We start from the raw sequence: 14064 nt of genomic DNA, 5'->3' as shown, positions 1-14064 counted from the left end.
TATGACTGATGCAGTAGAGTTCAGCTCGATCAAGTCGCGGAGTCCTGGGGCTGTTGCTCGGGTGCTGGGATCGTCGCTGGGGCTGTTTGTTCTGACCAGCATAGCACTCGTCGCGGCTTGGCAGTTGATTGTGGTATGGTTTGAGGTGCCGCAGTTTATCCTACCCGCTCCTTCGGAAGTCGTACGTGCGATCTATTCTGACCTGGTCACTGGACGAATCGTTCAGCATTTCTTGGTCACTTTGGTCGAGATCGTTGGCGGATTTGTCGTGGCAGCGATTCTAGGCGTCGCGCTTGGTTCGTTGATTGGCCTGGTACCCATCGCGGAGCGGATCGGCCTTCCGTACCTTCTGGCGTTCCAGACCGTGCCGAAGGTCGCGATCGCTCCGCTGTTGATCGTATGGTTCGGGTACGGGATCCAGTCGAAAATCGTCACAGCCGGCCTGATTGCTTTCTTTCCCATACTTGTCAATGTGGTGACCGGTCTACAGACAGTCGATCAGAGGCGAATTGTCCTCATGCAGTCGCTAAAGGCCTCACCCTTGGAAATCTATTGCAAGGTTTTGTTTCCTGGCATGCTGCCCTACCTTTTCGCGGGCCTCGAGACCGGAGCCGTATTCTCGGCGATCGGAGCGATCGTCGCGGAGTTCATCGGTGCGGCGTTCGGGCTCGGCTGCCTCATTCTCCAGCGGCAAGCGGCTGTGGATGTCCCAGGCGTGTTCTCGGCCCTCATTTTTCTCTCGTTGATCGGAATTATGCTGAATCTTTTGGTTCGACTGGCCGCCCGGCGCCTAACGTTCTGGTCGCGGCCGAGGCGAACTGCGGATCATTGATGGTCTTGCCAGAATGGCCGAAATTGACGGGTCGTTGGCGTTGCCTGCCGAACCGTCTCGGTGTGCCATGGAGCCCTAACCTTCGAGGGAAATGGCAAGATGCAGCAGATTTTTGTCGAGCTATACAACTACCGTCGGGCTTGGCATGCCCTGCCAGTTGATCAAAAGCGATTGTTCGCCGATCATGTCCTGAAGGAAGTCGAAGGGTTGAGCCAGCACGGTGTTGAGGTGATTGGCTGGGGCATGAATGATCCGAATACGGATCGACGTGCGAATTACGACTTCTTCTGCGTTTACCGGGTGCCCAGCGTCGAGTTTCAGCGGGCGTTCGAGGCCAACATCAGCGCGTCGAAATGGCACGAATACTTCGAGCAAGTGAACATCAGTGGCGCATCGTCTGCTCCGTCGTCCCTCCTGGACGCCAACGTCGCGTTGCGCTCGCCTGAGCCTCAGCGCACCGGCGCTTAGAGATAAGATCTACTTGGGATTCAGCTTTAACGAGGGGGACAAAATGAAAGTACTATCGCTCGCCTTTCCAGGATTCACGTTCATCGATCTCGCCGCTCCGATGCAGGCCTTTATGATGCTCCCGGAGTTCTCGTCGCAGATCGTCTGGCAAGAAAAGGGAGTTGTCGACTCGGATGCAGGCGTGAGCGTGCACGCGACCGATGACTTTAAGAGCTGTTGGAAGGATCCGGATATTCTGTTCGTGCCGGGTAACACCGTCGCGTTGTTCAAGCAGCTTCAGGACGACCGGACACTCGACTTTGTTGCTGAGGTGGGTAGCCGCGCCAAATGGGTTACGAGCGTGTGCAATGGCTCATTGCTCTTGGGCGCTGCGGGACTGTTGAAGGGCTATAAGGCCGCCTCCTACTGGTATACGCGCGAGCATCTGAGCCTGTTCGGCGCGGTTCCGACCGATGCAAGATATGTCGTCGACCGCAATCGCGCGACCGGCGGTGGCATGACGGCGGGAGTGGATTTTGGTTTGGCGATGATTGGTGAGATCATGGGTGAACCAGCAGGCCGAATGTTCGAGCTCCTCTTTGAGTACGCTCCGAAGCCTCCATTTGGGACAGGCCGGCCTGAGTTGGCCGATGCGACAACGGTTGCCAATGCAACCGACACGTTGCAGAAGCTGATGCCGGTAGGCGAACTGGAGGGTGTCAGGGCTCGGCGATCGGCACAAGGCAAGCTTTAAGGGCAGACGGAGCTGGTCTGAGGGTGGCTCGCGAGGCGGTCGTGAGAAAGGGGAACCGGAAGGCCGGCAAACGAAACGTCGTCATCCTGGCATTTCAAGGAGTGACGCTCTTCGACATTACGGGGCCTGCAGACGTCTTCGATGTCGCGTCACGCTATCTGGCGGAGGCTGGAAGCGAGTACCAAGTGCAGGTTGCGTCAATCGAAGGGGGGCTGGTCCGATCCTCCTGTGGACTTGCCCTGGATAGCCGCCGCGTCGAGAGCATCGACCCGGCGGCTATTGATATGCTGTTCGTCTGCGGTGGCGGCCCACCGGAAAGTCCACCCGTTCCCGTCGAACTCGTTGCGTGGTTGAAGGCGAACCAGACTTCCGTCGGTCGAATATGTAGCGTCTGCACGGGCGCGTTCATCGTAGCTGCGGCCGGCATAGCCGACGGCCGCTGTATCACCACGCATTGGGAGGCCGTCGACAGCCTCGCCTCCCGCTACAAAAAGGCCAGAGTGGATCGCAATGCGATCTTCGTCCGGGATGGGCCGTTGTGGAGTTCCGCTGGGTTTACCGCCGGTATCGATCTCTCGATCGCGCTGATCGAGGAGGACTACGGTCGCGAGGTCGCGATGCAGGTTGCGCGTACATTCGTAATGTTCCTTAAGAGACCCGGCGATCAACCGCAGCTCTCGACGACTCTAGTATCGCAATTCGTTACGGACGCCGCCTTTGCGGACCTTCATGCATGGATGTCGAATAGTCTCGACCAAGACCTCAGCGTACCGGTACTCGCGGAACGAGCGAACATGACCACACGAACGTTCTCGCGTCGCTACCGGGCCGTTGTGGGTCGTACGCCTGCAAAGACCGTAGAATTGCTGCGGCTTGAAGCCGCTTGTCGCATGCTTAAAGAATCCAGTCTTTCGCTGAAGTTCATCGCAAAAACCACTGGGTTTGGTGACGAGCAAACTCTACGGCGCACGTTTCGTCGACATTTCGGAGTCGTTCCGCAGCTCTTTGGAAGGACGGCGGGGGGGGCCATCCGCGGGAGCGTCAAGACGAAGCGAATTCCGTTGCACGAAAGAACTTCGTGGTGATTTCGGCAGCCCTGCACTCCGCCTGACCGAGATTGACGGAGACCTGGCAATGCACGAGCGAGTAGCGATGGATTATGTCGCTTCTGAAAGATCCGAGGACCCGGGATGGCCTGATCGGTTCTGCAGAGAAAGACTGATGCTTGCCTCCTAACCTTGACCCAGGACCGATTGTGCTAACGAGATTTGTAGTATTGGTTGCGGCCGTCTTAGTGACGGCGACCCTTTGGGCGATCACGAGAGAGACATTTAAAGAGCGGAGTATAGGTGATCACTTGGCCCACCAGGTGTCGAGGCAGTCACCGAGAATCCCTCCAAGCAAGACCTTTAGCCGCATCTTCGAGCCTTGTGCCCATTGTCACGAGATCGGAGATGGGGCTCGCCAATCCGCGGGTCCTATCCTCAATGATATCATTGGGCGAAAGGCTGCTTCCGAGCCGTATCCCTATTCGAAAGCAATGCGTGACAGCGGCTTGACTTGGACGGAGGAAGTACTTCGAAGGTTTATTCGTAGTCCCGGAGAGGTCGTTCCAGGGACGCGAATGGTGTTTGGTGGATTGCCGGATGAGAAAATCGGGCCCCTCATCGACTTTCTGAAGTCCGGCGCGACTCATCCCTGAGTGTCAGCCGGACGAACGCCAAATGATCGCCTGAAACCGCTACGGCGCCGACGGCTGAGTGCCATTGTATCGGCCGGGTTCACGCCGGGCGGACGAACAGGCTCTCGTCGGCGCAGTAGACGACCTGACCATCGACTATCGTGAGAATGCTGCGTGTCTCCGGAAGTGCTCGCGGATCGACAGAAAAAATGTCCTGCGACAGCACTGCGATGTCGGCGTCATAACCGGGCAACAGCCGTCCCTTTTCGGAGGCTTTTCCCTCGGCTGCGGCGCTGCCGGAAGTGTAGGCAATCAGTGCCGCCTCGATATCGACTGCTTCCTCGGGTCGGGCAGGATGTGTGACTGCCGCCATCAGGCCGATGAAGGGATTGAGAGGACCGTCAGATCCGATCCCCAGCGAAATTCCGGATCGACGCAGACTGTTGAAGCTGGCGAATAGCACGTCCTCTCCAAAACGAGGGCCGTAGATGTGCCTTAGCAGGAAGTGAGAAGGATTCTGGACCACCATAATTCCAAGCAGCTTCACCCGACCGATCTGCTCGGCGGTCAGGCCGTCTGCATGTTCTATCCGCAACCCTCGCCTTCCCCAATCTTGGACGGGCACGAAAGTCTCAAGACAGGAGATTGCTGTTTCGAGGGCTTGCGTTCCGATTGCGTGGAGAAGCAGCGGTACGTCAAGTGCCACGGATTCGCGCAGCATCTCTCCGACTTCATCAGCAGAAAAATTTTCTCTGCCCATGGTCGTCGGATCGTCAGCGTAAGGACGACCAAGCGCTGCGGCTCGTTCTACGGTGGTGCCGTCGAGAATCCATTTGATGCCATCAATCCGAGCACGGGGGCCGACTTCGGTCGGAATATCAAATCCCTCACTGAGGATACGTCCTTGCGGGCCGGAAGGGGGAAAGCGGATTGCTCTGATTTTGATAGGAAGATCAGCGGCCGCGAGCATTTCAGCGTAGCGGGCAATCGGGGTCCAGGACATGTTCTGAAGCGTCGTAATTCCGAATTCGAGGCAACTATCAGCAAGATCGTTGAGGCTTTCGACACCCTGCTCGATCGTCGTCATCGAGGCGAATAGCCGTTGAGGGCTCCATTGGGCATATTCATGAATTCTGCCGTTCAGCTCTATCGAGCCAGGTACACGCTCGAAAAAGCCGCCAACTGGATCAGGATCTCCATCTGACAGACCTAGCAGCTTCATTGCCTTCGAGTTGACGATATTCGTGTGGTTGGTGCGTCCCAGGAAGATTACTGGGTGATCCGGAGCCAAGCGATCAATTTCGAACCGATTCAATCTGGGTTCGTTGATCAGCTGAACGCCCATCGCGCCGAAGATCCACGTGCCAGGAGGAGAACAAGACACTGCTTCAGCGATCAGCTCGCTAACGTCTTCAAAGCCGATCTCATTGTACGGTTGTATGGGGAGGCGGATTCCGGCGGGATCCGGCGTGTGATGCATATGCGCGTCATTCAACCCCGGAATGACAGTACGCCCTTGAACATTTATCACCTCGAAGTCTGGGCCAATCTGCCGGAGAACGTCCTCGGTGGAGCCGACAAATGAAATCTTTCCCCGTGTAATGATCAGCGCGTCGCTCCAACGGAGCTGATGGTCGCCTGTGAAGACGCGACCGTTTACGAGAGCCAATCCGTTAGCGCCGCGCATGGCGTATCTTGCGCGAGAGCGGCCGCCGAATGCGGATGACGTAGTTGCGGTTGTTGCACCAGACAGAATGTGGCGCGCTTCCTCGGATTGGGTGTCTTGTCGGATGATGTGTTGGTGAATTGCGCTGCTCGAGCAACTCCATTGATAGGGTTGAGTCAGAGGCGTCACCCTGGTCCAGTGGCTGTTGCCGAACTCCATTTCATGAAAATCGTCGACCATGCGAACAAAATCGTGGGCGGCTAGACAGCATCCGCAGCGCAGCTGCTGGAACCAATTGCGGAGAGTTAGCTGCGCGGGGCGAGATAGCTTTTCGGGTTGTCTTGATATCATTTTTCAATCTGCGATCTGAAGCGGTTCGAGCTAACCGGATGTTGGCATATCGCCCGCTCAGACGCGTGGACAAACCTGCGTCAAATACTGCCGCACGTCGGGCCACAAAGAAATAACGCACGTCCGCGCAATTTCGGACGTTGGAGTGCTAGAAAAAGGACATCCGACGAAGGGGGCGACCTTCCATGCTGTTAAGACGTTCTTGGCTGTTGTCGAATCGTCAAGCTATAGTTGGCCGAATTTGACGGTTTGGGCCGGGATCGTCGAAGCAACAATTTCAAATGCGGCGAGTCAAACCTTTGCGGCTGAGGTGGAGGATGCCCTCTAAGACCCCCTGTAGAATTAACAACACCGGTCACGAGTGCGCGCCTCGAACCGGACCCAAGAAGATCCTCATCTTGGCGTTCAATGGGATCACGACGTCTGACGTGGTAGGTCCCATTGATGTGTTCCACTTGACTGGCAAAGGGATTGCCGGCGCTAATCACTACGAGGTCGTCGTGGCGTCCATGAACGGAGGCGCCGTACGGTCGTCGTCTGGGATTCAACTAGCGACAGATTGCCTCGCCACCGTTCGCCTGGAGGAAATCGATACGCTTCTGGTCCCAGGGGGAGGCCCACCGGAAGCTCCACCCATTCCGGAAGATCTTGTCGCTTGGCTTCGCCTGGAAGGCAGGAAGCCAAGAAGGATTTGTTCAATCTGTACTGGCGTATTCCTTCTCGCAGAGGCGGGGCTCGCGGACAGCAAACGCGTTACGACTCATTGGAAAGCGGCCGCAGCCTTCGCGAAACGGTACCCCGCGGTGAGGCTTCTGTCTGATCCTATTTTCATTCGTGACGGAAATCTGTGGAGTTCCGCAGGCTTCGCTGCTGGATTGGACGTCGTTCTTGCGCTGGTCGAGGAAGATCTCGGGCACGAGATTGCCATGGACGTAGCGCAACGGCTTGTGATGTACCTCAAGCGACCCGGTAGTCAGTCGCAGCTCTCCGCACCAATGACTGTTCAGTCCTCGGTGGATGAGGAATTCAGCAAGCTCCATGCGTGGATGGTAGAGCATTTGGGCGAGGATCTGAAGATTGAAAGCCTTGCAGTCCGAGCAGGGATGTCTCCGCGTACGTTCGCTCGACGCTACTTCGAGAAGGTTGGTCGAACTCCAGGAAAGACGCTGGATCTATTTCGGATCGAGGCTGCGTTTCGTCAGATGATGGATACTGACCTTACGCTTAAACGAATTGCCAGCCAAACGGGCTTTGGTGACGAACAGAATTTGCGTCGGACGTTCGTGCGGCACTTTGGAGTACTGCCTCGAGACTATCAAGGCCGTGCAACACAAAGCGACAGCTGAGAGATCGTACATGTTCGATTGGTAGTGGTGCAGGTGGTCGGGCCATCCCGTTTGCACGACATAGACATCTAAATGGAATTCAATTGAAATAATTGCGTAATGCATGTAATATCGTTGGAGGGATTGAAGCTGCTGGCTAACGATGCAGCGAAAGCGAGCGAGCAATCTCGCATTGGGGGGAGGGATGAGTACAGTCCACGACCTTGCACCGGTTGGCGCTCAGACTTTGCGTGCACTAGCGCGTTATCCAGGACGAACCGCGTTCAAATGGTCGGGTGGCTCCTTGAGCTATCGTGGAGCGTTGAGCCTGATCGGCCGGTTTCAGGCAATATTTCGGCGTGATGGAATAGAACACGGACGACGGGTTGCGCTATTGTCGACCAATAGGGCCGACGCTTGGTGCGCAGGAGTTGCGGCACAAGCGTCTAGAGCAGCGATAACTTGGTTGCATCCGCTTGGATCACTAGAGGACCAGCTCTTTCAGTTGGAAGATGTTGGAGCAACCACGCTTATTGTGGATTCCGACGCCCTGGAAGACCGAGGGCGCGATATTGTGGTCAGGGCCTCGGGACTTGTAACTATCTATACGCTAGGCCGAGCAGATTATGGAAATGACTTGCTCGCGGCGGCGGAGCTGTTGGGAACGGCAACAGCCAGAGCCTTTGATCAGCCTGAGGATATCGCGACCATCAATTATACCGGCGGCACGACGGGAAGATCCAAGGGAGCCGTCAGGCGGCATCGAGAATATGCAGGCTTTGCGAGCGCAATCCTCGCCGATTTCGAGCTCCCTTCCGATCCCCAGTACCTTGCGGTTGCTCCAATCAGCCATGTAGCTGGCACGAAAGTTCTCCCGGTCTTGATGCGGGGAGGAACGGTTCATCTAATGAGGACGTTTGAGCCAGCCCAGGTGCTCAGCACGATAGAGCAAAGTCGGATAAACTGTACTTTGCTCGTTCCGACAATGATCTATGGCTTGCTCGACCATCCCAACCTTGAGAAGAGCGACGTCTCTTCACTCGACTTGGTGATGTATGGCGCCTCGCCAATGTCTCCAAGCCGGTTGGCCGAAGGGATTGAAAGAATAGGCCCGGTGTTCTCTCAACTGTACGGCCAAACAGAGTGTTACCCGATCATGGTTCTACGAAAGGCCGATCACGATCTTCGTCGGCCGGATCTGCTTCTTTCATGTGGGTTCCCAGTCTCTGCTTGTGATGTAAAGATACTCGACGAGAATGATCGAGAAGTTGATTTCGGCGAAATCGGAGAAGTCTGTGCGCGCGGAGCCCATACGATGACCGAGTATTGGAACCGGCCGGACCAGACCGCCGAGTCCTTACGTCATGGCTGGCTTAGAACTGGCGATATCGCGCGTGCCAACGAAGAAGGGTACTATTTCATCCTCGATCGCAAGAAGGACATGATTGTGACGGGGGGATTCAACGTTTATCCTAGGGAGATCGAGGATATCCTCGCCACACATCCCGACGTATCTCTTTCTGCGGTCGTAGGTGCGCCTGACGATAAATGGGGGGAGGCCGTTACTGCGTTTGTTGTGCTACGCGAAGGGGCGGTTCTATCGCCGGATGCGATTATTTCCTTGGTGAGAGCACGAAAAGGGCCGGCTTACGCGCCGAAGCAAGTCAAGCTTGTCGCTTCGTTGCCCATGACCGGAGTAGGAAAAGTCGACAAGAAGGCCTTGCGCGGCCAGCTATGGGCAGGTCGAGATCGCATGGTTGGCTGATCCACCTGCTATTGTGTTGGCTGGCCTAGCGTCTCTTGTTGCTTTTGGTCAGCTCGATTGATCGTCTCGGTCATAACCTTTCTCTCGACCAATAAATATCCAGGCTTGATCATAATGAGGATCGATCGTCCATGGATTTTGAGCTCACGAAAGACCAAATCCGGATTCGCGAAAGGGCCCGCAAGTTTGTAGACGATGTGTGTCGACCGCTCGAGGGTGAGTGGGGAACTGACGATTACGCTGTTCCGGTCGATGTCTTTATGAGCGTCGTGAGTAAATTCCGTGAATATGGGTTTCGTGGAATAGCAATCCCGAAAGAAGCCGGCGGACAGGGACTAGGGACTGTCGCGAAGTGCCTGGTCTACGAAGAGCTCGTTGAAAGCCCGGTGATGCATGGGCTTCTCGCAACTTGGTCGGGCTTTCTTGATCCTCATCCTGCACTCTATGTGGCGCCAGACTGGCAGAAGGAAGAGTATCTCTACCCGATACTGAGGGAAGACAAGTTCTATCACATCAACATATCCGAACCTGGTGCCGGATCAGACGCAGCGGCAATCCAAACAACGGCAATTCGAGACGGCGACAACTATATCATCAACGGTATCAAGCGTTGGGCTCCGCCCCCCACCCATCCCGGCATCACACCGAAATACTTGCTCTGCTACGCGGTAACGGACCCTAGCAAAGGCTACGAGGGAATTAGTCTCTTTCTCGTCGACTATCCCAACCCTGGCGTGAACGTCGTGCGGGAATATCGTACGATGGCGCCGGGTACCTACCTTGGGCGCAGTTGCGACTACGAGTACAAGGACTGCGTCGTTCCCGCGCAAAACTTGCTTGGCGCCGAGGGCATGGGCTTTCGGTACATGATGGATCAGCTCAACCGCAATCGGACAGTCATCGGAGCTCGGCTTCTTGGAACTGGACGATGGGCGCAGCAGCGAGCGATTGAGCGAGCGCGAGAGCGCAAGACTTTCGGAGCCGTGCTTGCCGAAAGACAGGCGATCCAATGGATGATAGCTGAATCGGAGATGGAGCTCGAGCAAGCAAAGCTGCTGGTCTACAAGACTGCATGGATGATCGATCGGGGGCGGGACGCGCGCAAGGAAGCGGCGATGGTAAAATGCATAACACCTCAGGTAACTTGTCGCGTGATCGACAGAGCCATGCAGATTCATGGCGGGATCGGTATGCTTGAAGAGAGCCGTTTCGGACAGCTGTACTTCCAAAGCCGGATCGCTCAAGTCGCGGAAGGGACAACCGAGATAATGAAGGGGGCGGTCGCCCGCGAGGTGCTGGGCAGGAAATTTCGAAGCTAGCGCGCAAACGAGGAATGTGCCTCTCGAACTCAAAGCGTTTGGAGCTGTTAGCTGCTTCCGCGAGGCTCATATAGAGATACCGTCGCCATCGAAGGGGCCATTTTGGCTCGCGAAGAGCTCTCGATATTCCCCGGGCGGCACGCCGGTCCATCGCTTGAACGCGCGGTGAAAGGTACTCAACTCAGAGAAGCCCAAGGCGATAGCGATCTCCTCAAGAGGCCGTCGGCGGTTATGCAACAGCAGTTCGATTGCCGCGTTCTTTCGAACGAGGTCCTTCAAGCTTTGAAAGCCGCCATTGAGGTCATCTTGAATTCTGCGTCGCAGTGTCTGAGGGGACACTTGGAGCAGTTTTGCGACGGCCTCGAGTGACAGTGGACTCGTCAGATCGCGTCTCAAGATAGAGGCCGCGCGTTCCGAAAGCGATGACCGGTCTGTGAATCTAACGAGAAGTGACGTCGGGACGGAAGCCAAGAAGCGCTCCAGACGTATCTCATCCTGAATAATCGCGAGGTCGAGAATCTTTGCGTCAAGCAAGATTCGTGAACTTGACTGGGAATAGAGCAGCGGTGCTCCATAAAAACGTGTTAGCGTGGAGCTGTAAGGCTCCTCAGGGAAGGCATAGTGAACGGCCTTGAGGGGAATTCTGCGTCCAACGAGCCAGCACATCAAACCGTAGAGAAAGAAGGAAACTGCTCCGTTTATCATGCGGCGCTTCTGCTGGTGTGTCACGCAATCTGTTATCCAGATCGCCGCCTCCCCATTACTCACACCTACGCGGATTGTGAAATCATCAACGATGAGGCGGTAGAACCGCGCGCCAGCTTTTATGGCTTCTCCAAGCGTCTTGCAGCGGACAATCTGTCTACACATGGTCTGAAATGTGCCGAGCCTAACGGGCCGGTCGCACAGGCACCAGAGTTCATCGCGTGTTACTCGAGTTATGACTTTGATCAACCGAGCGAACTCGACCTGACTCAAGCAGCCGGCGGAAAATACCGACAAGTCCAGGCCTGACTTCCTAAGGATATCTTCAGTCCGGTGGCCGGACTCCCCAACTCCACTCAAGATCAACTTTACATACCCGGCATCGATGACTGCGGGCTGAGCTGCTCTTGTAGCGTTCTGTAGACGACGTTTCTTTGGAGGCACGGCTAACCTATATTCGAGCGCCTGGAGGGTTCGCTGGCATCTTCGGTCAAGCTGTTTGGCAGATTGAGCCATTACACTTGCGGTTCGACACCATATCACTAATGCCGTGCAAGGCAGGGCAGGCATACGAGGGATCGTTGATGAAGGCGTGGAGGAGCCGATTTCCGGGAGGTCCGGAAACCCTTAGCCTCGAAGACGTTCCCGCCTCGCCGCCAGGGGCAGGGCAGGTCTCGGTCCGCGTTAAGGCGTGCGGGATCAACTATCCCGATCTACTCCTCATTCAGGATCGTTATCAAGTAAAGCCGGCGCGTCCGTTCTCCCCAGGGTCTGAGATCTCCGGAATTGTTGAGGAGGTTGGAGCCGGCGTCTCTGATATTCAGGCGGGTGAACGAGTAGCCGCACAATGCGGTTGGGGAGGGATGGTGGAGTCCATCGTGCTCGACCGATCTCGTTGCGTCCGCGTTCCACAAGCCATGTCGTTCGAGGACGCCGCGACGTTCAATTTCACCTTCGATACGGCTTATCACGCACTGTTCGATCGAGCTAAGTTAAGGCCCGGGGAGACCGTTCTGGTGACAGGAGCCGCTGGCGGAATCGGGCTAGCAAGTGTCCAGCTTGCCTCGGCAGCCGGTGCTAGAGTGATCGCCATCGTTTCGTCTGTAGAAAAATTGAAGTTCGCGCAAATGTACGGCGCGAGCGATGGGGTAGTATATGATCGTGCGGCCGCGGGCACGTCGCCCGAATGGCGTGCTCGACTGAAATCCATGACCGGAGACACCGGAGCGGATGTAGTCGTTGATCCAGTCGGAGGATTTCTTGCAGAGGCAGCTCTCAGATGTACAGCAGAATATGGCCGCTTTCTGGTGATAGGCTTTACGGCCGGGATTCCTTCGTTGCCGATGAACTTGCCGCTATTGAAGTCGTGCAACATGATGGGGATCAATTGGCGTACGTTCACGCTGTCGTACCCCAAAAATAATGAATTGAACCAGACACGGCTATTCAGGATGTATGAGCAACGACTGATAAAGCCGGCTATCGCAGAGCGATTCAATTTTGACGATGCGCCTAAAGCGATTGGCCGACTCGATGATCCGGATGCGATGGGAAAGATCGTCGTCGTCACTTGATCGTATGGACGACAGCTCGGCTTGAGCCGACGTTACGCCTTAGGCCGCGATTTAATCTTGCTCGACTTCGAGTTAGTCGGTACCTGACCAAGCACTCGCTTGAAGCTCTGCCTCATGCGATCAGGCCCGCTGAAACCAACCGCACGCGCGACGTCGCCCAGTGTTTCGCTTCCGTCCTCCAACCTTACTCGCGCTGCCTCTACCCGCATCCGCTCGATAGCCTTTGCCGGCGTCACGCCAGTTGACGCCAAAAAGGCGCGCGAAAACTGTCGAACGCTGAGCTTCGCAACTCCCGCAAGTTGCTCGACGGAAAGAGAGCTATGCAAATGATCGCGGGCAAAGCCAAGAACAAGGCGAATCCGGTCAGATACGGGATCAAGATCTAGCAGGGAGGAGTATTGCCGCTGACTTCCTGACCTCCGATGATAGACGACCAGCATCCGAGCAACGGACTTCGACAGGTCGGTCCCGAAGTCCTCCTCTACCAAGGCAAGGCACATATCGATACCCGCCGATATGCCCGCTGAGGTCCATATGGGGCCATCCCTCACGTAAATGAGGTCGTCCTCAACGCGGATCGTGGGGTATCGGTCGCGAAGTTCGCTTGCGACCAACCAATGCGTTGTGACCGTCCGGCAGTCGAGCAGGCCGGCCTCCGCCAGGAGGAGCGCTCCCGTGCATACACTCGTCGTGCGCCGTGCTTCTATCGAGCGAATGCAGCGAATTAGATTGGAACGATCCTCAGTCTTTGCGGCCTTACCACCAACAACAATCAGGGTGTCGAGTGCGGCAGCGATTGGCTCGGACAACACTGTGGTTGAGCTCGAACTCGAGATGGGACCACCTTGCACTGAAGCGACGCTTAAAGCGTAACTCCCGGGGCGCATCAATTCGGCATGATGGAATACGGCAAGAGGCCCGCCGAGATCGAGCATATCGAAGCCGTGATAGATCAAGAATCCTATCCGCCGCGCCATCGGTCGAGTGCCAAATCTCCGCGATGAATGAGGCGCTCATGCATGAAGGCACGCGACGCCCTTGAATTCAGTTGACTGAACGACGCAGATTCTGTCGCCCTTCGATTGCTCGTCGATCGGGGCGTTCGCTTGCACAGACTGCTCGATCAGCTGGTCGAGCCGCCCTTTGCTAGATCCCTCACCCGCCGCTCAATCTTGTCCAAAGATCCTTCGAACAAGCGGAGTTCTTCTGGGCTCAGCACAGAAAACACATCATGTTCGATCTGTTGGCCGACAGGGACGATCTCATGATAGACCCGTTGTCCCTTCGCGGATAATTTCAATCGCAACTTGCGTCGATCCTCAGGGTCTTCGTCGCGGAGAATCAGCCCTTGGTCGTAAAGCCGCGAGCAGGCTCGGGAGATCTGGATCTGGTCGGTCGCGATACGTTCACCAAGTTCCTTGGCGGACATAGGGGCGAACTCGCCGAGCTGAGACAGGATTCTCCAGCCTGTGTGGTTCAAATCGAACTTCTTGGAATAGAACTCCTCGAGGCTATTCGTCAGCTGGTTCGAGAGAATCGTGACCCGCGCGTTTAGCCATGTCTTTAAGCTGAAAGGTCGGCTCCTGAGGGTCTGGCCCCTGCCTTCCATCTTTGTGAGAACCATTTTTCATTCCATTGCGAGTGC

The 14064-nt window shown here is 56.0% G+C and carries 12 protein-coding genes; 8 read left to right on the top strand and 4 right to left on the bottom strand.

Annotated features, from left to right (window positions below):
• Position 1: 1 nt before the first annotated feature.
• The 4 genes from JQ616_RS17365 to JQ616_RS17350 all read left to right on the top strand — a co-directional run bounded on the left by JQ616_RS17365 (position 2) and on the right by JQ616_RS17350 (position 3118).
• The gene (locus JQ616_RS17365) at positions 2-832 is read left to right on the top strand and encodes an ABC transporter permease (RefSeq protein ID WP_212016157.1); all 831 of its coding nucleotides are present in this window, start codon (positions 2-4) and stop codon (positions 830-832) included.
• A gap of 99 nt (positions 833-931) precedes the next feature.
• Positions 932-1300, top strand: a complete 369-nt coding sequence (locus JQ616_RS17360) for a DUF6616 family protein (protein WP_212016155.1) — start codon at positions 932-934, stop codon at positions 1298-1300.
• A 43-nt stretch (positions 1301-1343) separates the two neighbouring features.
• Positions 1344-2033: a DJ-1/PfpI family protein gene (locus JQ616_RS17355; protein WP_212016154.1), complete on the top strand. Its 690-nt coding sequence runs from the start codon at positions 1344-1346 to the stop codon at positions 2031-2033.
• A gap of 41 nt (positions 2034-2074) precedes the next feature.
• On the top strand, positions 2075-3118 hold the full coding sequence (locus JQ616_RS17350) for a GlxA family transcriptional regulator (protein WP_212016153.1): 1044 nt from the start codon (positions 2075-2077) through the stop codon (positions 3116-3118).
• Between the two features lie 696 nt (positions 3119-3814).
• Here the strand turns inward: JQ616_RS17350 and JQ616_RS17345 are convergent.
• Complete coding sequence (locus JQ616_RS17345) at positions 3815-5620, bottom strand: amidohydrolase (RefSeq protein WP_212016152.1); 1806 nt, start codon at positions 5618-5620, stop codon at positions 3815-3817.
• 392 nt (positions 5621-6012) lie between these two features.
• On the opposite strand from JQ616_RS17345, the gene JQ616_RS17340 reads away from it, so the two are divergent.
• From JQ616_RS17340 to JQ616_RS17330, 3 genes are all read left to right on the top strand, one after another.
• Entirely contained in the window at positions 6013-7077 is a 1065-nt protein-coding gene (locus tag JQ616_RS17340) for a GlxA family transcriptional regulator (protein WP_349630010.1), read from the top strand.
• A gap of 184 nt (positions 7078-7261) precedes the next feature.
• A complete protein-coding gene (locus tag JQ616_RS17335) occupies positions 7262-8821 on the top strand; it encodes an AMP-binding protein (RefSeq protein WP_212016150.1) in 1560 nt (519 codons plus the stop codon).
• 131 nt (positions 8822-8952) lie between these two features.
• Positions 8953-10140 carry an acyl-CoA dehydrogenase family protein gene (locus JQ616_RS17330; RefSeq protein WP_212016149.1) on the top strand — a complete coding sequence of 396 codons (1188 nt, stop codon included), beginning with the start codon at positions 8953-8955 and terminating at the stop codon, positions 10138-10140.
• A gap of 66 nt (positions 10141-10206) precedes the next feature.
• On the opposite strand, the gene JQ616_RS39890 is transcribed toward JQ616_RS17330, so the two are convergent.
• Positions 10207-11361: an AraC family transcriptional regulator gene (locus JQ616_RS39890; protein ID WP_212016147.1), complete on the bottom strand. Its 1155-nt coding sequence runs from the start codon at positions 11359-11361 to the stop codon at positions 10207-10209.
• A gap of 68 nt (positions 11362-11429) precedes the next feature.
• Between JQ616_RS39890 and JQ616_RS17320 the strand changes: the two genes are divergently transcribed.
• A complete protein-coding gene (locus JQ616_RS17320) occupies positions 11430-12419 on the top strand; it encodes an NADPH:quinone oxidoreductase family protein (RefSeq protein WP_212016145.1) in 990 nt (329 codons plus the stop codon).
• A 32-nt stretch (positions 12420-12451) separates the two neighbouring features.
• Here the strand turns inward: JQ616_RS17320 and JQ616_RS17315 are convergent, their stop codons facing one another.
• Both JQ616_RS17315 and JQ616_RS17310 read right to left on the bottom strand, forming a co-directional pair.
• Positions 12452-13375, bottom strand: coding sequence for a GlxA family transcriptional regulator (locus JQ616_RS17315; RefSeq protein WP_249136838.1), 924 nt, complete (start codon positions 13373-13375; stop codon positions 12452-12454).
• Between the two features lie 167 nt (positions 13376-13542).
• A complete protein-coding gene (locus JQ616_RS17310) occupies positions 13543-14043 on the bottom strand; it encodes a MarR family winged helix-turn-helix transcriptional regulator (RefSeq protein WP_212016141.1) in 501 nt (166 codons plus the stop codon).
• Positions 14044-14064: the final 21 nt, after the last annotated feature.

This window comes from Bradyrhizobium tropiciagri (assembly GCF_018130545.1).
In the GTDB taxonomy this organism is placed as follows: domain Bacteria; phylum Pseudomonadota; class Alphaproteobacteria; order Rhizobiales; family Xanthobacteraceae; genus Bradyrhizobium; species Bradyrhizobium tropiciagri_A.
This window is presented reverse-complemented; position numbering and strand designations above follow the sequence as displayed.